This window comes from Gottfriedia sp. NPDC058432, assembly GCF_042721555.1.
Classification (GTDB): domain Bacteria; phylum Bacillota; class Bacilli; order Bacillales; family Bacillaceae_G; genus Gottfriedia.
Map to the genome: position 1 here is coordinate 19,833 of NZ_JBHXLC010000024.1, position 20,142 is coordinate 39,974.

The window sequence follows — 20,142 nt, forward strand, 5'->3', positions numbered from 1 at the left end:
TATATGTTACATGAAAAAAGAATTGCACTTGTAACTGGTGGAAATCGAGGAATTGGATATGAGTTTGTCAAACATTTGGCTTTGGATGGTTTTAAAGTAATTTTAACAAGTCGTGATTTTGAAAATGGACAATTAATAACCCAGAAATTTAATGATTTCAATCTAGACGTTTTCTTTATAGAGATGGATGTAAACAATCAAGAAAGCATCAACAATGCTGCCTATGTTGTTAGTCAGAAGTTTGGAAGATTAGATGTATTGATTAACAATGCTGGCGTGCTTTTTCATGAAGATAAAAATTTATTAAAAATGGAACCGACAATTCTCGAGAAAACGATGACAACCAACTTTTTCGGTGTGTACAATGTGATTCGTGCATTTATTCCTATTATGGAGAAACAAGGTTATGGAAGAATTATTAATGTTTCTTCAGAATATGGAGCGATGAGTGAAATGGCATTTCCAGAAGTAGGAGCGTATAAGCTATCTAAACTTGCCCTAAATGGATTGACAAGATTGTTAGCTGCAGAAATCAAAGGAGATATCAAAATGAATGCCGTCGATCCGGGATGGGTAAGTACTGATATGGGTGGACCATCTGCCCCAAGAACTCCTGAGCAAGCTGCAAAGTCTATTATTTGGCTAGCAACAATTGGAAACGATGGACCTAATGGAGAGTTTTTTAGAGATGGAGAAAGAATTGATTGGTAACGATTAATCTTTGTGATTGAAACATATTGAAAAAGAAGTGCATTATTCTATATTGTGAAAATGCACTTTTTTCAATATGTAGCTTGTAAGCAGTTAATATTTTCTTTTGTTGGTAAACCAAATGAACGAGATTTTCCAGAGACAGCATTTACTCTTTATTATTTAAAAAAAGTATCAGTAATATTATATTAATAAAGATGATAAAAACTAAATAAAACAGACTTTGTACTAAATATTTTATATTATAAAAAGATTGTCCTATATCTTCTTTACTTAATGGATATGACGTCTCTAATATACTAGGTATCTTTAAACTTCCTATAAGTATAATTAACATTAATAATATATATAAGTATTTTTTGTTCACTTTTAATAACCTCAATTATTAGTAAGTATACGTTTTTTTATATTCTACTCCATTAGCCTTTTTAGCCGTACCTGTGCCTTCCAAATCCCAATAAATTGAATACCAAGGCATTTTATGAAAATCGAATTTTTTAGTTTTGTAGACGGGGTATGCTTTTAATGCTAATTTAGCAACTTTTTTACCATTTACTGTATTAGGTACTTTCACTGAACCGGAAATTAAAACAGAGGTACTTTTGGTAACATCCCATCCTATTGAAGCAGTTAATGCTGAATTACTAGCACCATAGCTAGAACTGATTGTAGTTGCTACACTTTTAGTTTGTGAGATTCCAATCGTTACGCCTGGCTCACCGATTGCAGTGGCAATAGCACTGGATCCTGTAACATCACTACCATTACGAATGTTGTTTACTTTATACATATTAACACCTAGTCTAGCTTTAGGATTAATATACTCATAGGGAACAGAATCGTCTAATAGTTCTGATGCATTTAAAACGATTAAAGATTCTAATTCAGGATTTGCTAGATATTCATCAATTATGGTTTTCTGCTCACTATTAGTCATAGAATCATCTATTATTAATTCATTTCCCTCCTCAATATATTCATTAATAATTAGATTTTTACTAAGGGTGTCTTCATTTGCAAATACCGGTTTAATAATGCTAAAAGCTAATAGTAGTAACGAAAATATGTATAAAATTTTTATCATAAACATTCTCCTTTTCCTATTATTAAAATTCAATTAAATTTTAACGAAATAATATACTTGAATTATATGGAAGATGTGACAATATATCGAACCTTTTAACCCATTAAAAACAACACAAACAACAATTTAGAATAAGCGCACTACTGTAAGCAAAAATAAGTCCACCTAATTTTAGGTGGACAATTTTTTAATGTTATTGTTGTTTTGTTTCAAAGTGAAGTGGTGGCGGAACTAACCAACCTTTTGTTTTCATGATTTGTAGTAGTGCCGCACCATCTTTCGCTTTTTTAGCACCAAAACTAGCAAACATCATACCAATGTCTTCACGAATTGATTGGCTCATTAATGTTGCATCTGCTGTAACTCCAGCTGCTATTCCAGCAGCAACCATATAAGCGATTTGAGCATCTTGAAATCTAGCTCCAGCTGGAATTTGTTCCAAATCTGCTTCTGGTCGTTCTGATGGAGTAGGAGGTACTGCAATATCATTATGTAGAAGTACTTCTTCAATTTCTTTAATTGCAGGTTTCATTGAACTCTCAATTACTTGTTTTAAAAATGCTTTTAACTCTTCATCACCTGTATGGTTAATATAAACTTGGTAAGTATCTACGCCAGCTTTAGAAACTGCCAGGTGACTCCATAGACCATAAACTTCTCCATAATGTAAAGGTTCATTTTGTGGATTTCCACTTAATACTCCCATTATAAATTTACTTCCCTTCTCAAATAAATTCATACTAATCTCCTTTTAAAGAGGTAGGTACGAAAATTATTATTGAACCATTTGAGTATTTTATACTATTTATTTAAATGAGCTAATAGGCTTTCACTAAAAAGCTTTTACTGTGTGTTTTTTATTCAGAATGTACAGAATTTAGATTAGTTTTTTCCTTAGATCTATATACAAAATATATGTTTAAATTCTACATCTTTTTGAAATTGAATAGTGTTTATAAGATAATCTTTTTTCGAGATGAGGTGGTATCCTTTGGTTCGAGAAACCCCTTCGATGGAGGAAATGCTTAATATTATCCAAAATGGATTAGCTAAAACAGATTCACCAAAGCGAGTAACTATAATTGGTGGAGGTATATCTGGTTTAGTTAGTGCATCACTGTTGAAAGAAGCAGGGCATCAAGTTACGATTATCGAGGCTAATCGCAGAATTGGGGGAAGAATTTATACAAAGAGAGAACCATTTCTTGACTACCAGTATACTGAACTTGGTGCTATGCGTATCCCTTCATTCCACCATTTAACATTTGCATATATAAAAAAATTTAATTTAAAAGTAAATGAATTTATCAATAGTACGCCAAATGATTTAATTTACGTCAATAATATATTAACAAATGTTAAAAATTACGAAATGAATCCAGACATATTAAACTATCCTGTCGCTCCAAATGAAAAAGGAAAAACTGCTATAGAATTACTCACATATGCGATTGGTCCTTTAATTGAATTTATCCATCAAGATCCAATCAAAAATTGGGAAATTGTAATAATAAGTTTGATCACTATTCTATGGAAAACTTTTTAAAATTTAATCCTTTTGGAAATTCATTATCTTCTGGAGCAATTGATATGATCAATACAATGATCGGGATTGAAGGTTTTCCTGAACTTTCCTTTACTGCAATACTAAGAGAAGTACTTGTACTTTTAACACCTAACCTAAAATTATATGAAATTACAGGTGGAACAGACTTCCTTGTAAGATCATTTTTACCCCAATTGAAGGACAATATTATGCTTAATGAAAGAGTAAGGACAATTATACAAGAAGATACAAAGGTAATCATTTACTCAGAAAATGAAGTCCTTAATAGACAGAGTCAACATGAATGTGATTATATTATTTCAACAATCCCTTATTCTTTATTAAACTTTGTAGAAATTCTTCCTTATGAGTCTATTTCATATAATAAATGGAAGGTAATAAGAGAACTACATTATGCGGATTCAACAAAGATTGCTATACAGTTTAGAACGAGGTTTTGGAAAAGTTTGGTATATTTGGCGGGAAAATAGTAACTGATTTACCAATCAAGGCTTCCTATTTCCCTAGTCATGATTTTGGAAAAGAAACAGGGGTAATTTTAGCCAGTTATACTTGGGGGGACGATGCTGCAATTTGGGATAATATGAACAACCATACACGTATTGATAAAGCATTAGCTAACCTTTCAACCATTTTTGGTGATGTGGTTTATAAAGAATTTTTAGTAGGATATTCGCAGAGCTGGACGCAATTTTCATTTTCCGGTGGAGCATTTGTTATGTATAAACCGAATCAACAAAAAGAGCTGGGTCCCTATATCAGCTCACCTGAAGGAAGAATTCATTTTGGTGGATCACATGCATCATCTACTCCTGGGTGGATGCAAGGGGCAATTGAAGCAGGAGTCCGCACTGCTAATGAAATTAATAATTTATAAATAATGTAACGACTAAGCCAACGACTCGTTGGTTTTTTTTCGTTTAATTAGAGGTTCATGAGTAGGGAGAAAAAGGGGAATCCGAAATTTAGTAACTCAATTAAGGGTTCATTTTTAAATAATGTAGACTTATATCTATTTTAAATGTTAAAAGAAAAGGAAAATAGGAATTTGAATAGAATGGATAGGCTTTTATTTTGACATACTAAAAAATATGAAAAGAAATAAAAGGAGGGAAGCATAAGATGAGAAGTCAACTGGCAGTAATAAATGCGCTTAAGCAAGAATTTGAGGGAGCAAAAGATTTAATTGTCCATTCATTTGAATATTATGAACAACAAATTTGTTTGATCTATCTTCAAGATCTATGTGACGCGGATAAAATTAAAACTGATATCATCCAACCACTTATGCTTTGTGATAAAGAAAGTAAATTTCTGTTACACTTACTCTCCCAATCTAATTGTGAGTCGATTCAAAACAAAAGGTATTTAGGGGAATATATAATTTCTGGTAACGTGTTAATTTTCATATCGAATGGGATATATGCTTTTAATGCAATTCGTGCTATGGATACTGAATCTGTAGAAGCTTCAGTAGAAACATCAGTTCAAGGACCACAAAAAGCTTTTTCACATGACCTCAGTACAAATATAGCGATAATTCGTAAAAGATATCCTTCCAATAAATTAAGCATTGAGTATCAAACAGTTGGAACAATCTCAAAAACAAATATAGCAATACTTTATGATGTTAATTATGCAGATCAAAAGGTAATTGATGAATTAAAAAGTCGTCTTAAGAGGGTAAAGATGGATGTAATACAAGCAGCTGGTCAATTAGAAAGGATACTTTCTGATAAAAAGATTCATTTATTTCCTACCATGATGATAACAGAAAGACCTGATCGAACTGTTTCAAATCTTGCCCAAGGTAAGGTTATTATTGTTATGGATGGAACGCCATTTTCTTTGATTACGCCTACTGTATTTTTTGATTTTATAGCTTCAATGGATGACTTATATCATTCTTTCTGGATAAAAAAACTTTTGCAATCAATAAGATATATTGCCCTTATTATAACATTGGTGTTACCTGCTTTTTATATTGCAATTACCTCGTATAACCCGGAAATATTAAGGTCCCAACTTACTTTGACGATTGCAGGTAGTAGGGCAGGAGTTCCTTATCCATCATTTTTTGAAGTGCTTTTTATGATGTTAGCTGTTGAAATGTTAGTTGAAGCTAGTATTAGACTACCACGAGTAATTGGCCCAACTGCTACTACTGTTGGTGGACTTATACTTGGTCAAGCTGCACAACAAGCACAACTTGTAAGTTCCATCATGATTATTATTACTGCATTTGTTGCCATTTCTAATTTTACGGTCCCAATCAGTGCAATGAGTTTCGCAATTCGATGTATTAGATACCCACTGATTATATTAGCAACTCTATTTGGGTTGGTCGGATTAGTTGGAGGTATGCTTGTACTTATCTGTTATTTTGCTAATAAGCGAAGCTTTGGGACTCCTTTTTTAGCGATTGAATGGGGATCTTCCGATAAAATTGAAACGATAACTGAGAACCCAAAGGGGGGGCAAAGCTAGTTGACCCGTCACTTTTACTATACTGTACTGCTAACAATGATGTTGAATATTATTATCAATGTACCAATGATTTTAATTGGCGAGCGTTTTAATGGGTCTCTTATATCTATGGTGTTAAGTGTTTTGATTGGTGGAATATTTATTTATTTGTTTACGATCGGAATAAGTAAATTTCCTAATAAAGGATTGCCCGAAATTTTTAACAATAGACTACCTAAACTTGTTAAAAACATTTACTTAGCATTTTTAGGCGTAATGTGGTTGGCTGCAGGGGCATTTGTTTTAATTTCTTTCACATATATTACTGTACTGTATTTAAATACTGAGTTAAATATGGGATATGTTTTAGCTTTTTTTCTAATTATTGTTATTTATGGAGCAAATTGTTATACAGAATCAATCCTCAACGTTATTGAAATAATGGTACTAGTAGCTACTCCAGTTGTTTTTTTTATCGTTTATAAAGCTATGGCAAGCAATTATTTTTATTTCGTCCATATTAAAAGAATACTCCATTATTTTTGGCAAATGCCTAACTATAGTTCTATTTCAGCTGCTACTTATTTTTTTACAGGCTATATAAATCTAGCGATCATCAATCGTTATCTTGAAACGAAAAAGGTTGTTAAATTTCTGTGGATTTTACCTTTAATCGGATTCGTTGTAATTAGTTTTACATTTTTCGTCCCAATTGCTTTTTTAGGTGTTAAAGGGATTAATGATGTAGTGTTTCCTTGGGTCTTCATAACTGATTCTCTAAGAATGGAATATGGGTTTATCGAAAGAGTGCTATATTTGATGCTTTATATATTCCTTTTGTTGTCACTATTATTTAGCATATTAACATGGCATGTTGGTTTAAAACTATTTGAAGGAATGTTTTTTAATTATAATTTGAAACCCGCTAAAAAAAGGAAATTTTATGGATATATGATCTTTCTATTTTTTGGAGCCGTTACGATGACACTGCAGACATTTACGAACGAAAGAGAATTATTTGATCTGATTAAAATATGGCAAAATATCCGTTTTCCTGCTGAAGGCATATTAGTAGTGTTAATTTTTTTCTTATCACGGAGGCAAAGAGCATGAACCGTATTTTAACGTTGTTGTTAATTATGGAATTAAGTTTTATGTCTGGTTGCCAATTACTCGATGTTGATAAACGTTTTTTTGTCGTAGCGATAGGAATCGATCATACAGATGAAAATGGCGTCTACCTTGTGTCAGTGAAATTAGCCATCCCATCAGCACAAATTGGAGCGGGAAAGTCTAATTTTCAAATTATTTCTCAAAAATCAACTTCAGTTTCTGAGGCCATTAGAATAATCCAATCTTTAGTAGATAAAAAATTAGATTTTGCTCAATGTAGGGTAATCGTTATCGATAAAGAGCTACTAGTTGAAAACCAAATTGATTTGATGAAGTGGTTTATTAAACGGCCAGATATTCAAGGTGTTGCTTATGTAGCTGTAGGAGAACCTACTGCAAAAGAAGCTTTATCATGGAGGGTTAAATCAGAGAGATTAGCGGGTAACGCTGTTGTGTTAGCTTTTAATGAAGAATCAAATAGGTCACCATATGTAATGTCAGAGATACTTAATGATTATTATATGCGATTGATAGAAAACGGTATAGATCCATATTTACCTATTATTGAACCGTTCGATAGTTCCTTTAAAATTAATACTTCCGCAGTTTTTAAAGGAACAAAATTTAAAGCAGTATTAAATCGTGATGAAACAAGGATGCTTAATGAGCTCTTAAATCCCAAAGTAACAACATTAATTAATGTTGGAAAAGGAAAAAATCAATTTTACATAAGTGCTGAAAATACGAAAACTGACATGAAAATTGTTATGCCTAAAAATAAAAAGCCATATCTAGACGTTCATATAAAGGTAAAAGGATTTATTGAGGAATCTAATAAGACACTACATCAAAATAGAGAATTGAAAGAGTATGAGAAAAAAGCATCAATCATTATGAGCTCAAGAACAAAAAAATTTCTAGAACGTCTACAGGAATTAAATGTTGATCCACTTGGACTTGGGTTAAACTATCAAGCAAAATACGGAGTGACAAAAAAAGAAATAAATAAGTGGGAAGAAATTTATCCAAAAATTGAATTTCGAGTAAAATCAGAAGTGAAACTAAAGGGAACTGGTACTATGTATTAAATTCGATTTAATTTCAATTAAATAATTATAAAATTTTATTTTTTCTAATAAATACAACGAAGAAAGCGCTATCTCAATAAAGATGTTTAATTTCCCTTATTGACAATCTGTTTACTAGGATTTATGATTCAGTTAAAGAAATTACATAATTCAAACTTATCGAGAGTGACCGAGGGATCAGGCCCTATGACGTCCGGCAACCTCCTTATTTAGGAACGGTGCCACTTCCTGCAGAATGAAATCATTCTGATAGATAAGTCGAAAACAATTGTTTCCGATGCCTCTTTCTGAATGAAAGAGGCTTTTTTCTTTTTTTATTTATTTACGCGGAAGGTTAAACAAAACTGAATTTCACTATATATAAACCCAACTTAACCAATGCGAAAACTAGACAATTTTAATGATAAAGGAGAGAATAGAAATGAAATATGGTTTTTGGTTACCGATTTTTGGAGGATGGTTACGTAATGTGGATGACGAAAGAATGCCACCAACATTTGAATATGCTAAAGAGGTTATTCAATCAGCTGAAAGATGGGGATACTCGACTACTTTAATAGCTGAATTATATTTAAACGATATTAAAGGTCCGGAGCATGATTCACTTGAAGCTTGGTCAACAGCAGCGGCACTTGCTACAGTGACGGAAAAAATCGAAATTATGACTGCGATTCGTCCAGGTTTTCATAATCCTGCAGTAACAGCAAAAATGGCTGCTAATATTGATCAAATCAGTAACGGCCGTTTTACGCTAAACGTCGTTTCTGCATGGTGGGCAGAAGAAGCTCGTCAATATGGCGGTATTTTTACAGAACATGATGAGCGTTATGCTCGGACAGAGGAGTTTATTGATGTTCTTAAAGGCTTATGGACAGAAGAAACGTTCAATTATTCAGGTAAATATTACGACTTAAAGGATACAAAGCTTGCTCCAAAACCAGTTCAAAGACCAAATCCGATTCTATATGCAGGCGGAGAAAGTGAAAAAGGAAAGCAAACGATTGTAGAAAAGTGCGACGCATATGTGATGCACGGTGGAACAGTTGAAGAAATTAATCAGAAAGTAACAGATATGAAGGTGCGCCGTGAACAAACAGGAAATGCACCATTAAGTTCTTTCGGTATGGCCGCTTATATTATTTGTAGAGATACAGAAGAAGAGGCTTTGGCTGAGCTAGAAAAAATTACGACTGTGAAAGATTCAAGCGGGTATGCAGGCTTTAAAGACTTCACTACAAAATCACAATTAGAACAACAAATCCAATTACAAGATTACTCAGTTTCAAATCGTGGTCTTAGACCAAATCTAGTAGGAACACCAGAGCAAATTGCAGAACGAATTTTACAATATGAAGAAGCTGGCCTAGACTTATTATTATTACAATTTTCACCTCAACTTGAGGAAATGGAACGCTTTTCAAAACAAGTTATGCCATTAGTAGAACAAAAACGTAGTTTAATAAAGAACTAGAAAGGGGATTTAAAGATGAGCAAAGTATACGTAATTCATGAAAATAGTGAGTGGACTGTGCATTTAACAAAAAGATTAGAGGAGCTTGGAGTTCCTTATGAGGAATGGCATTTAGACGAAGGTACGGTAGATTTATCAACTGCACCACCAGAAGGGATCTTTTATAGCCGAATGAGTGCGTCCTCTCATACACGTGATCATCGTTTTGCAGCCGAGTTTACTGGTCAAGTATTAGCTTGGCTTGAAGCACATGGTCGTACGGTGTTGAATGGAACGAATGCCTTGAAGCTAGAAGTTAGTAAGGTTTTACAATATTTAGAGCTAAACAAGTATGCTGTGAAGACTCCTAAAACGATCGCAGCAGTTGGAAAACAAAACATTATTAAGGCAGCTAAAAACTTTGCTGGACAGTCATTTATTACGAAACATAATCGTGCTGGTAAAGGGTTAGGGGTTCAACTATTTCATAGTATCGAAGCTTTAAAAGCTTATGTGGAAGGACCTACCTTTGAAGAACCAGTTGATGGAATTACACTGATTCAGGAATACATTCAATCCCCTGAAAGCTACATCACTCGTTGTGAATTTGTAGGAGGAAACTTTGTTTATGCAGTTAAAGTTGATACTTCGGAAGGTTTTGAACTTTGCCCAGCTGATGCGTGCCAAATTGGTGATTTATTCTGCCCAGTAGGAGAAGAAGTAGAAGAGAAACCTAAGTTCCAAATCATTGAAGGCTTTGAGGACGAAATTATTGAGAAATATAAAGAGGTTCTAGCTAAAAATAATGTCCAAGTTGCCGGAATCGAATTTATCAGAAATGCTGAAGGTACAATTTTTACGTATGATATCAATACAAATACCAACTATAACTCAGATGCAGAAGAAAAAGCTGGAAAATTCGGAATGCTCGAATTAGCTTCATTTTTAAAGAAGACTTTGGAAGAAAAATACACTACAACAGTAACGGCTTAAGAAAATCTATTTAGAATAACGGTAAAAAGCTCAGACCTACACGCAACAAAGGTTTGGGCTTTTTTATGTTTAGTTTATTAAATTTTTTCTTGAACTAAGAGTAATAGGCAATTATTTGAGAGGAATATGCTAACGATTAAAATTAATATATTGATAATATAGGATTGTAAGTTGTTATTAAGTTTTGAGACTAAAAAAGGTCAAATGATTTCGTACCACTTGATTTTTAAAATATGCTTTTAAGATTCAAAAGGGGGATACAAATGAAAAAGACTTTTTATTTAATGAGACATGGTCAAACATTATTTAATAAAAGAAGGAAGATTCAAGGTTGGTGTGATTCACCTCTAACAGAATTAGGAATTAAACAAGCGGAGGCTGCTGCAAAGTATTTTAAAGAACAAAATATTATTTTCGATCATGCCTATTGTTCTACATCAGAAAGAGCGAGTGATACGTTAGAAATCGTGACAGAATTACCGTATACAAGATTAAAAGGATTAAAAGAATGGAATTTTGGAACGTTTGAAGGTGAAAGTGAAGATTTAAATCCACCACTACCTTATGGTGACTTTTTTGTTAAGTTTGGCGGAGAAGACCAAAAAGAATTGCAACAACGAATTGCTACTACATGTCAAAAAATAATGGATGAAGATAATGAAGTGGTATTAGCTGTTTCACACGGAGCAGCATTGAGAAATTTTATGAGGTACTGGGAACACAAAAGCTCTATCACACAACAAAATCGAATTGGAAATTGTTGCATTTTGAAGTTTGAATATGAGAAGAGGGAATTTAAATTAGTTGAGATTATCAATCATAATTTTAGTGATGTAGTCCAAGTATAGTTTTATAAGATTAATAGATTACATATTTTTGAAAGTGAGGAAATTAAAATGGAATATACAAAGCTTGGGAATACAGGATTAGAAATATCTAGACTTTGCCTTGGCTGTATGGGATTTGGAGATGCAAAACGTTGGATCCATCCATGGGTAATCGATGAGGAGAGCAGCCGTACAATTATTAAAAAAGCACTAGACCTAGGTATCAACTTTTTTGATACGGCGAATGTCTATTCAGATGGTACTAGTGAAGAATTTGTTGGTAGAGCTTTAAAAGATTATGCCAATCGAGATGAAATAGTACTAGCTACGAAGGTTTATTTCCCTATGCACAAAGGTCCGAATGGTTCCGGACTTTCCCGCAAGCATATTATGAGTGAAATTGATAAAAGTCTTAAACGCCTCGGAACAGATTATGTGGATTTATATCAAATCCATCGTTGGGATTATAACACACCAATCGAAGAAACAATGGAGGCACTTCATGATTTAGTGAAGGCTGGTAAGGTAAGGTATATCGGTGCTTCCGCTATGTATGCTTGGCAGTTTTTGAAGGCTTTACATGTTGCAGAGAAAAATGGATGGACCAAATTTGTCTCAATGCAAAATCATCTCAACCTCATATATCGTGAAGAGGAAAGGGAGATGCTGCCTCTTTGTAAGGAAGAAAAAATCGGCGTAATTCCATATAGCCCACTTGCATCAGGAAGATTGACACGTGATTGGTCAAATACGACGTTAAGATCTGAAACTGATGAAACTCAAAAATCTAAATATGGTGCAACTGAAAATACAGACAGACTTGTTGTGGAGCGAGTTGCAGAGATTGCTGAAAAACATGGAGTAACAAAATCAAATATTGCTCTTGCTTGGTTACTGCAGAAAGAACCAGTTAGTGCGCCTATAATTGGAGCTACTAAAACATCTCATCTTGAAGATTCAGTGGGGGCTTTGTCAGTTAAATTGTCGACTGAAGAAGTTGCGTATTTGCAAGAGCCTTATGTTCCACATCCGGTAGTTGGTGCTTTAGGCGCTAATTAATGTCAATTTTAGTATAATGTGTTGATCCCCTATTTTCCTTAAGTGTGAAAAGGGGATTTTTTAGGTGCTTTCACTATCAAAAGCTCTAGATTATAAAGGATGAATTAGTATATATATCGTGCATATTGCTTTTCTAAGACTTACTTGTACTGTAACTTTTGCCGTTTCCAACCTTTTAATTGGAAAATGGTTTTGTAAGAGCGCTACACTAAAAAACGATAGAAGTAGGAAATCATCACATGTTTTTTTTGTATCACAGTGATATATGTTGCAATATGCCGAAAAATCCTTCATATTTGTTAAAAAGGAGGTCTGTTATGCGAAGTGATATACAACCGAATGAACGAGCTTTTTCTTCCAAGGAAGTAGCAGAAGAACTGGGTATTGCAGCACCTACTGTTCGAAAGTATGGCCAAATCTTAGAGCGAAATGGATATGAGTTCTTGAAAGATGGAGATCGGCGTATATTTGTTCAATCTGATATTAGAGTGCTTATAGCGTTACGCGATTCAGAAAAGCCCCTGGAAGATACTGCAAAAGACCTCGTATTTCAACAAAAAGAAAGATTAGAAGGTTTCGATGAAACACAAATTGCGATATCCGATACATATGAAAATTTACCACATGACCCAAATCAATTAAAAGAGTTTTTAAGGTTTTTAGTCAGTGAACTCGCAGCTGCACGTGAAATGAATGTTCAATTGAAAAATGATATGTCAGAACTTAAAACGGCAGTTTCAAGGCTTCAACAAGACCATCATGATATAAGTGCAAATATTGGAAATTCATCCAACAAAACTAATACCAAAATTGAAAAATTAGCCGAACAACAAAAAATCCAATACGAGACATTACTGGAACAAGAAAAACAAAAAATGGATTTTTTACAAGAAGAAATACAAAACATCCGAGAAGAACAGAGAATAGAGTGGCAATCACAGGATAATTTTAATAAACGTTTAGAAGTTGTGATACAGAAGCCTAAAGAAAAATGGGGATGGCTTTTCTCTTTATTTAGAAAATAAAGGATCTATTAAAATTTTTTTTTGCTAATCTTGTAAAAATTTGATTAAAACTTTTGAAAATGAACACTTTAATAAGTACTTTCAGGTCGATACTTCCACAAGGATGTATCGGCCTTTTTGTTTCGTATCGTTGGCCGATACAAATAGCAATTAATTTAAAAGTCTTTTTAATAGGAAAAATTCGTACGCGATACAAAAAAGTCTCTGAACGATACAGCAGATGTCCTTTGAAATAAAAAAAGTAACATATAACTGAACGAATGTATCACTATGCGATATCCGATCGGTATCGGATTTTTAGAGATATAAGTTAATTGGGTAGTTAGATTATTATGATAATGAACTCTTACTCACCAGTAGAATGAAAATTCAACTGATATATGTTTATTTCAGCTTAAAATAATACTTTGGATATTGGATTTTATATCAATTTTTTACAAATTCCCGGGAAATATCTACAAATTTCTTGGATATAAGAAATAAATTCTTAGTGTGATACTATGTCCGTTATGACTAGTAGAGATCTATTAATAAAACCTCATCATAACAATGCAAGGAGATAGATTTTTAAAAGGGAATACCAAATCTTTTTTTGGGATTTTTATTTTTAATAAAAGGAGTAAGAAATTAAATTTAAAGGCTATGTTTTATTTAATTGTTGATTTTTGAACTAGAAAAGGTTGTCTAAATAGACAACCTCCTAATAAGGATAAGTTTTCCTTCTCATTCCGACATCATTAATTTGAACGTCGACACTTATTGTAACTTTTGCTTTTTTAAATGTATCATTCCAATTACCCTCATATTTTTTATAAATTTTTGGATTAACCATGTATAATTTTTCACCAAATCCAAATGCATCTCCACCGAGTTTTTTTACTTCAGAAATCCCTTTTTCTATTGATTGTTTTATAACATTTTCAGCTGATCTTTCATATTTATTGAGAGTTTTTGCTTTATCAAAATTGGCATTACAAAAAACCTCGTCAATATGGCCAATTGATTTGATATTTATATTTATAATTGGAATATTACCCTTGATTTTAATTTCCGTTTTAGATTTTACCCGAGTAAGCTCCATCGAATCATAATCTTTTTTATTGCATGGTATTTGCACATTTGTTTCTTTGATCAGATTATCAATAATTTGTATTGATTTTGCCGGTGGTCCATCTAACCAACCAACTAATTTTCCGTCTCTAAAAATCCCAATGCCATTTATCTTATCATAACTAGAATTGACCTTATAAGCATTTTCAAGTGTTTGTGATGTTTCACTTTCATTTTCTAAGCTCACGCCATTTATTACTGGTTCTCTTCCACTACTAGAAATTGCAGAAATTGCCTCACGCATTAATGTTTCTTGATTTTCGCCTAAAAGGGCTGATGTATTTTTAATCTTGCCAACAATTGATTTTGCAGATATTTTATCAAGTGCTGCTATGTTATTCATTATTTCATCAACACTTTTATTTCTTGCAATAATAACTGGAATATTTACACGAATTTTAGAATCCCTTTCAAATACATCGAAAATATAATTCAATGATTTTTCTTTTGCTAATGTTTCTCCTATTATGACAAGAGCAACATGAGAATATATATTTTGTCGAGATCCTTTCTTAGACACATTTCGTACAGCTTCTGAAATGGTTTTACCTTTTTCATCTATCGCAATTACTGGAACACCTTGAGAACCTGACTGTGTTGCACTTGCAATTGCACTAGGATTAAAAATTTGAGTGATTACATGATATTTTTTTTCTTTTGGAAAGTAATCAATTCCCATTGCAACGACAATCGATACTTGATTTAATTCTTTATAGTTAGAGCAACCACCTAAAAGCATACTTACAATAAGAAATGAAATAAAAAATTTCTTTTTCACATTTTTTCTCCAATATCTTGGCCTTTTTGTAATTATAAAATTTAAAAAGCAATATTCCACAAAGAGTTCTGTTTCATATTATACTTTTCCATTTTTTTGCAATTCAATGTACCATTTTCCAAAATTCGAAGCATTAAATTTTCCCGTAACTAAATTTTTTTAAAAATTTTCTGCAATCCTGCTGTACTAATTGGATAGAATTTGAGATTGATTATTTAAGTAAATAAAATGATCTTAATGAGAAAAGACCCTTTTTAAAAAATGTAATTGAGTCTAAAATAAATGAATTGAGTAGATTTTAAAATAAATCAGTTGTTTTTAGATTTGAAGAATGGCTAATAGGTTGGTTTATTCGTGTTTTTTTTGTTGGCATGAATTTTGCTTAAGAATAGTGAGAAGAGGAGAAAGTTATTTCCGATTTTAGATGGGCAGAAATAGGAGGTGTTTTAGAAGATTTTAATTTCTTATTCATTTTCACTATTTAGATTGTATGTTGAGTAAGAGCAATATGTTTAGTTCTGTGGCGATTTTTGAGATTATCAGAAATTGTAAATGTTTATAAAGGTTTATTCTATTTTAGTAGTTCTATTTTTTCTCTTATTACGTTTTGTTTTTTCTGAATATTCTAAAATAAAGGTGGGGCATTTATGGATTCTACTAATGAAAAAGGTCAGTTACAACGTTCCATGAAAAGTCGGCATTTGTTCATGATTTCACTCGGAGGAGTAATCGGTACAGGTTTATTTTTAGGGTCAGGTCTAACGATTAATCAAGCTGGTCCAGGGGGAGCGGTTGTTGCCTATTTATTCGGTGGATTGGTGATGTATCTTGTAATGGTTTGTTTAGGTGAACTATCTATTACAATGCCAGTTACAGGTTCATTTAAGACTTATGCTACAAAGTACATAGGTCCTGGTACTGGGTTTACGATTGGCTGGATGTATTGGCTGAGTTGGGCAACAACAGTTGGATTAGAATTCACTGCGGCCGGAATATTGATGCAAAGATGGTTTCCACATGTACCTGTTTGGATCTGGTGTCTTGTGTTTATCGTTCTTTTGTTAGGTTTAAATATTCTTAGTGTAAAAGGTTATGCAGAGGCAGAGTTTTGGTTTGCGGGAATTAAAGTATTTGCAGTTATAGCTTTTATACTGATTGGAGCAGCAACTATATTTGGGTTTGGTCATAAAGGGAGTTCAGCACCTTTGTTTACTAATTTTACAAAAGATGGTGGGCTTTTCCCGCATGGGTTTTCAGCTATATTTTCAACTATGATGGCAGTAGTATTTGCATTTCAGGGTGCAGAAGTTGTTGGAATTGCAGCTGGTGAAAGTGAAGCACCAGAAAAGACTCTTCCGAAAGCAATAAGAAGTATCATTTTTCGTGTTCTAATTTTTTATGTGTTAGCCATTTTAGTTTTAGCTGCTTTGATTCCGTGGAGACATGCAGGAGTAGTAGAAAGTCCATTTGTTGCAGTATTTGATAGCGTAGGGATTCCGTACGCAGCTGATATTATGAATCTAGTTATTTTAACGGCTTTGCTATCTGTAGGTAATTCGGGATTATATGTATGTTCTCGGATGCTTTGGTCACTTTCCAAAAGCGGAATGGCACCTAAAGCTTTAGGTAAAGTAAATTCTCGTGGTGTCCCGTTTAATGCAGTATTGTTTAGTCTTCTTTTTGCATTAGTATCATTACTTACTAGTGTAGTATCTGCACAAACAGTTTTTGTCGTTCTGCTGTCTGTAACTGGACTAGCTGGTACATTCAGTTGGATGGCAATTGCCTTGTCGCAATATAACTTTAGAAGACAATTTATTAAAAATGGTGGAAATGTTAAGGACTTAAAGTACAAAGTTCCACTATTCCCATTAATACCTATTCTATGTCTTGTTTTATGTGGAATATCCATAGTATTTATGGCTTTTGATCCTACTCAACGCTCTTCCTTAATGGGTGGTTTAGGCTTTATGGGTGTAAGTTATCTTTATTACTTTTTACGTCATGGAAAAAATAAAGGTAAGATTGGCATGAAGAAAAAACACGGAGATATACCGACTCAACAGAGTATTTGATCAGTATACAAACAACTTTTAGATACTAACACAAGTAATCCAATATAAGACATGATCTAAAAAGGAGGCTATTAAGAATGAAAAAACCTTACCTAGTTGTAGAGTGGAATGATAGTGAAACAGATGCAAAAGGGTGGTTAGTGGTACATAACTTTGTCAAAGGGTATGCTGGTGGTGGGACAAGAATGCATCCAACAGTGACAAGGGAAGAAGTAGAACGTTTGGCAGAGGCAATGGCTTATAAATATATGGCTTCAGAAAGTATCACTACAGGTGGATGTAAAGCTGGTATTGCTTATGATTATAAAGCCCCGGATGCATATGACGTATTAAGAAGATTTTTGATTGCGATGATGCCATATGTAGAAGCAGGAGTTTCTTTAGGTAGTGATTTAGGTACGAAGTATGAGGACGTACTAAGAGTATTTGATGAATTCAATGTAGGAATACCTTTAACAAAATCGATGAAGGAGGATGCAAGTGTTCAAAATGGAATAAAAGATTTTAATAATCTGCTTTCTACTAAAATAGATTGTTTCCTTTTAAATGATGCTGTAACAGGCTACGGTGTTGCATTTTGCGCGGATGAAGCATGGAAGTTTAAAGGTGTAAATAAAGAAGCGAAAGTAGTTATCCAAGGATTTGGCTGTGTAGGAGCAAGCTGTGCGTTGAAATTATCACAGTTAGGCTATAAAATCGTCGGCATATCGGATGCAAATCTACTAGTTACGTGTGAAGAAGGATTAGATGTTCAGAAATTAATTGACCACAAAAATTCACATGGAGAAATGAGTCGAGAGTTTTTTGAACCGAACTATGTGGTAAGAAGTAACACTGAATGGCTTGATGTAAAATGTGACATCTTGATTCCGGCAGCTTTAGAGGATGTTATTAATGTATCAAACGCTAATCAAGTAAAAGGTAGTTTAATTGTAGAGGCTGCAAATATTCCAATCTCTGCTGAAGGTGATCAGATCATCAAACGAAGAGGGTTTGATGTGGTAAATGACTTTGTGGCGAACTTAGGAGCAATTAGATTTTATGATGCAGTTATTTTTGGATTAGTGAAACCTGAACCTCAGGCAGTTATTGATGATATTGAAAGATTAAGCAGAAAGAATACTTTTAACTTATTTACAGAAGCTAAAAAGCAAAAACGATATCAAAGAGATATTGCTTGTGAATTGTTTGAGCCCACAGTTAGAGATTTAATAGAGTGTTAAAAGAAGTTAAATAATACTTAAAACCCACAAAGATTTCTTTGTGGGTTTTTAACATTTATAAGCTACTTCGATAGCTCTTTTTATTTATGAACTAGATTAATAGATTCACTTTTGTAGCAAATATTTTTATGAGTTAAAAATGACGGTTTTGAGTGGGTTTTACTTTTATTTTTCACTAATTAGATTCGTAAATATAGCAAAGGTTTAATAATAATAGGATTTTCTAAGTTGGCATGAGTTTTGCATTATAAAGAGTATAACGGAAATGAAGGTTAATATACCTTGAGTTTTCTAAATACATGCAAAAGCACAGTGATAAACATTTTAATTACCTAATGGAAACTAGTAAATTAGCGAAAGAAAAGCAGATGAAGAGGTGATCAAATTGCCAGGGGCATTACATGGTATCAAAATTATCGATTTAACTAGAGTGCTAGCTGGCCCCTTTTGTACGATGATCCTTGGGGATCTTGGGGCTGAGGTAATCAAAATTGAAAGTATTAGCGGTGGGGATGAGACAAGGGGTTGGGGGCCCCCTTTTGTAGAAGGAGAAAGTGCATATTATTTATGTGCTAATCGAAATAAACAAGGGATTACTTTGAATTTGAAGGATGATAAGGGCAAAGAGGTTTTAAAAAAACTTATTTCAGAAGCGGATGTTGTTGTCCAAAACTTTAAACCAGGAACTTTATCAAAACTAGGTTTTTCCTTTGAAGAAATGAAAGTGATGAAGAAAGATATTATTCTTGCATCAATTAGTGGATTTGGTAGCAAAGGACCTAACTCTTCTCTTCCTGGATATGATTATATCATTCAGGCTATGTCTGGATTGATGAGCATTACTGGAGAGAAGGATGGCGAACCAACAAAAGTGGGTGTAGCTATTTCAGACGTATTAACAGGGTTATTTACATGTATTGGGATTCTTGCTTCATTACAGCATCGAAATCGTACAGGGGAAGGACAAGAAATTGACATCTCGCTATTTGACTCTCAATTAGCTGCTTTAGTAAATGTGGCTAGCAATTATTTATGTAGTGGTGCTATTCCGGAGAGATTAGGAAATTATCACCCTAATATTGTTCCGTATCAAGTTTTTTCAGCAAGTGATGGTGAGATGGTGATCGCCGTCGGTAATGATCATCAGTTTAATCGATTTGCGTTACTTACTGAAGAACCGATTTTATTAGATGAATTATATAGAACGAATGCTGGCCGATTGCAGTATAGAAAAGAGATTGAGGAAATAATCTCAAATAAAATAAAAACAAAATGTAAAAATGAGTGGAAAGTTCTCTTGGATAAAATTGGTATTCCAAATGGACCGATTTATAACGTAAGTGAAGCCCTGCAGTCTGAACAAGCTAGATCAAGGGATATGGTGCTAGAAGTAAATCATCCATTCATCAATGATCTAAAGTTAGTTGGTTCACCATTAAAATTATCAAAAACTCCAGTTGAAGTAGTAAGACATCCTCCTTTACATGGAGAACATACTGAAGAAGTAATGAGCAAACTTGGTTATTCTCAATTAGAAATAGAAGAAATGAAACGTAATAATACAATTTGAGGA

General features: G+C 33.2%; 18 protein-coding genes and 1 riboswitch. Of the genes, 15 read left to right on the top strand and 3 right to left on the bottom strand.

The window, feature by feature from the left end:
- Nucleotides 1–3 precede the first annotated feature (3 nt).
- Entirely contained in the window at nt 4–711 is a 708-nt protein-coding gene (locus tag ACFWM3_RS19565; RefSeq protein WP_390312605.1) for an SDR family oxidoreductase, read from the top strand.
- 385 nt (nt 712–1,096) lie between these two features.
- On the opposite strand, the gene ACFWM3_RS19570 is transcribed toward ACFWM3_RS19565, so the two are convergent.
- Nucleotides 1,097–1,795 carry a hypothetical protein gene (locus ACFWM3_RS19570; protein ID WP_390312606.1) on the bottom strand — a complete coding sequence of 233 codons (699 nt, stop codon included), beginning with the start codon at nt 1,793–1,795 and terminating at the stop codon, nt 1,097–1,099.
- Between the two features lie 193 nt (nt 1,796–1,988).
- Entirely contained in the window at nt 1,989–2,534 is a 546-nt protein-coding gene (locus ACFWM3_RS19575) for a DUF3231 family protein (RefSeq protein ID WP_390312608.1), read from the bottom strand.
- A gap of 252 nt (nt 2,535–2,786) precedes the next feature.
- Here ACFWM3_RS19575 and ACFWM3_RS19580 point away from each other — a divergent pair, with 252 nt between their 5' ends.
- The 11 genes from ACFWM3_RS19580 to ACFWM3_RS19630 all read left to right on the top strand — a co-directional run bounded on the left by ACFWM3_RS19580 (nt 2,787) and on the right by ACFWM3_RS19630 (nt 13,383).
- A complete protein-coding gene (locus tag ACFWM3_RS19580; RefSeq protein ID WP_390312609.1) occupies nt 2,787–3,341 on the top strand; it encodes a flavin monoamine oxidase family protein in 555 nt (184 codons plus the stop codon).
- Nucleotides 3,326–3,832: an FAD-dependent oxidoreductase gene (locus ACFWM3_RS19585; protein WP_390312610.1), complete on the top strand. Its 507-nt coding sequence runs from the start codon at nt 3,326–3,328 to the stop codon at nt 3,830–3,832. Before ACFWM3_RS19580 ends, ACFWM3_RS19585 begins: the two co-directional genes overlap by 16 nt.
- Nucleotides 3,799–4,239: a flavin monoamine oxidase family protein gene (locus ACFWM3_RS19590; protein ID WP_390312612.1), complete on the top strand. Its 441-nt coding sequence runs from the start codon at nt 3,799–3,801 to the stop codon at nt 4,237–4,239. Before ACFWM3_RS19585 ends, ACFWM3_RS19590 begins: the two co-directional genes overlap by 34 nt.
- Nucleotides 4,240–4,484: 245 nt before the next feature.
- Nucleotides 4,485–5,849 (top strand): spore germination protein, encoded by a 1,365-nt coding sequence (locus ACFWM3_RS19595; RefSeq protein WP_390312613.1) that lies wholly within the window; start codon nt 4,485–4,487, stop codon nt 5,847–5,849.
- A complete protein-coding gene (locus tag ACFWM3_RS19600; protein ID WP_390312615.1) occupies nt 5,850–6,941 on the top strand; it encodes a GerAB/ArcD/ProY family transporter in 1,092 nt (363 codons plus the stop codon). It begins immediately after the preceding gene.
- Nucleotides 6,938–8,029, top strand: coding sequence for a Ger(x)C family spore germination protein (locus ACFWM3_RS19605; protein ID WP_390312616.1), 1,092 nt, complete (start codon nt 6,938–6,940; stop codon nt 8,027–8,029). Before ACFWM3_RS19600 ends, ACFWM3_RS19605 begins: the two co-directional genes overlap by 4 nt.
- A 153-nt stretch (nt 8,030–8,182) precedes the next feature.
- A riboswitch (SAM riboswitch) is annotated at nt 8,183–8,289 on the top strand.
- Nucleotides 8,290–8,450: 161 nt separating this feature from the next.
- Complete coding sequence (locus tag ACFWM3_RS19610; RefSeq protein WP_390312618.1) at nt 8,451–9,500, top strand: LLM class flavin-dependent oxidoreductase; 1,050 nt, start codon at nt 8,451–8,453, stop codon at nt 9,498–9,500.
- 15 nt (nt 9,501–9,515) lie between these two features.
- A complete protein-coding gene (locus ACFWM3_RS19615) occupies nt 9,516–10,472 on the top strand; it encodes an ATP-grasp domain-containing protein (protein ID WP_390312620.1) in 957 nt (318 codons plus the stop codon).
- Between the two features lie 263 nt (nt 10,473–10,735).
- Entirely contained in the window at nt 10,736–11,320 is a 585-nt protein-coding gene (locus ACFWM3_RS19620) for a histidine phosphatase family protein (protein ID WP_390312621.1), read from the top strand.
- 48 nt (nt 11,321–11,368) lie between these two features.
- Nucleotides 11,369–12,358: an aldo/keto reductase gene (locus tag ACFWM3_RS19625; RefSeq protein ID WP_390312623.1), complete on the top strand. Its 990-nt coding sequence runs from the start codon at nt 11,369–11,371 to the stop codon at nt 12,356–12,358.
- 317 nt (nt 12,359–12,675) lie between these two features.
- Complete coding sequence (locus ACFWM3_RS19630) at nt 12,676–13,383, top strand: hypothetical protein (protein ID WP_390312625.1); 708 nt, start codon at nt 12,676–12,678, stop codon at nt 13,381–13,383.
- A gap of 700 nt (nt 13,384–14,083) precedes the next feature.
- Here the strand turns inward: ACFWM3_RS19630 and ACFWM3_RS19635 are convergent.
- A complete protein-coding gene (locus ACFWM3_RS19635) occupies nt 14,084–15,271 on the bottom strand; it encodes a Ger(x)C family spore germination protein (protein ID WP_390312626.1) in 1,188 nt (395 codons plus the stop codon).
- 647 nt (nt 15,272–15,918) lie between these two features.
- On the opposite strand from ACFWM3_RS19635, the gene ACFWM3_RS19640 reads away from it, so the two are divergent.
- The 3 genes from ACFWM3_RS19640 to ACFWM3_RS19650 all read left to right on the top strand — a co-directional run bounded on the left by ACFWM3_RS19640 (nt 15,919) and on the right by ACFWM3_RS19650 (nt 20,139).
- Nucleotides 15,919–17,346, top strand: a complete 1,428-nt coding sequence (locus ACFWM3_RS19640; RefSeq protein ID WP_056473821.1) for an amino acid permease — start codon at nt 15,919–15,921, stop codon at nt 17,344–17,346.
- A gap of 77 nt (nt 17,347–17,423) precedes the next feature.
- The gene (locus ACFWM3_RS19645; RefSeq protein ID WP_390312627.1) at nt 17,424–18,569 is read left to right on the top strand and encodes a Glu/Leu/Phe/Val family dehydrogenase; all 1,146 of its coding nucleotides are present in this window, start codon (nt 17,424–17,426) and stop codon (nt 18,567–18,569) included.
- A gap of 385 nt (nt 18,570–18,954) precedes the next feature.
- On the top strand, nt 18,955–20,139 hold the full coding sequence (locus tag ACFWM3_RS19650) for a CaiB/BaiF CoA transferase family protein (protein WP_390312629.1): 1,185 nt from the start codon (nt 18,955–18,957) through the stop codon (nt 20,137–20,139).
- The last annotated feature ends 3 nt before the right edge of the window (nt 20,140–20,142 follow it).

Bases quoted from the DNA above. Each gene is read 5' to 3' on its own strand.
- ACFWM3_RS19595 (WP_390312613.1), top strand. From the start codon at position 4,485: ATGAGAAGTCAACTGGCAGTAATAAATGCGCTTAAGCAAGAATTTGAG.
- ACFWM3_RS19565 (WP_390312605.1), top strand. From the start codon at position 4: ATGTTACATGAAAAAAGAATTGCACTTGTAACTGGTGGAAATCGAGGA.
- ACFWM3_RS19575 (WP_390312608.1), bottom strand. From the start codon at position 2,534: ATGAATTTATTTGAGAAGGGAAGTAAATTTATAATGGGAGTATTAAGT.
- ACFWM3_RS19570 (WP_390312606.1), bottom strand. From the start codon at position 1,795: ATGATAAAAATTTTATACATATTTTCGTTACTACTATTAGCTTTTAGC.
- ACFWM3_RS19585 (WP_390312610.1), top strand. From the start codon at position 3,326: ATGGAAAACTTTTTAAAATTTAATCCTTTTGGAAATTCATTATCTTCT.
- ACFWM3_RS19625 (WP_390312623.1), top strand. From the start codon at position 11,369: ATGGAATATACAAAGCTTGGGAATACAGGATTAGAAATATCTAGACTT.
- ACFWM3_RS19645 (WP_390312627.1), top strand. From the start codon at position 17,424: ATGAAAAAACCTTACCTAGTTGTAGAGTGGAATGATAGTGAAACAGAT.
- ACFWM3_RS19630 (WP_390312625.1), top strand. From the start codon at position 12,676: ATGCGAAGTGATATACAACCGAATGAACGAGCTTTTTCTTCCAAGGAA.
- ACFWM3_RS19620 (WP_390312621.1), top strand. From the start codon at position 10,736: ATGAAAAAGACTTTTTATTTAATGAGACATGGTCAAACATTATTTAAT.
- ACFWM3_RS19640 (WP_056473821.1), top strand. From the start codon at position 15,919: ATGGATTCTACTAATGAAAAAGGTCAGTTACAACGTTCCATGAAAAGT.
- ACFWM3_RS19605 (WP_390312616.1), top strand. From the start codon at position 6,938: ATGAACCGTATTTTAACGTTGTTGTTAATTATGGAATTAAGTTTTATG.
- ACFWM3_RS19615 (WP_390312620.1), top strand. From the start codon at position 9,516: ATGAGCAAAGTATACGTAATTCATGAAAATAGTGAGTGGACTGTGCAT.
- ACFWM3_RS19610 (WP_390312618.1), top strand. From the start codon at position 8,451: ATGAAATATGGTTTTTGGTTACCGATTTTTGGAGGATGGTTACGTAAT.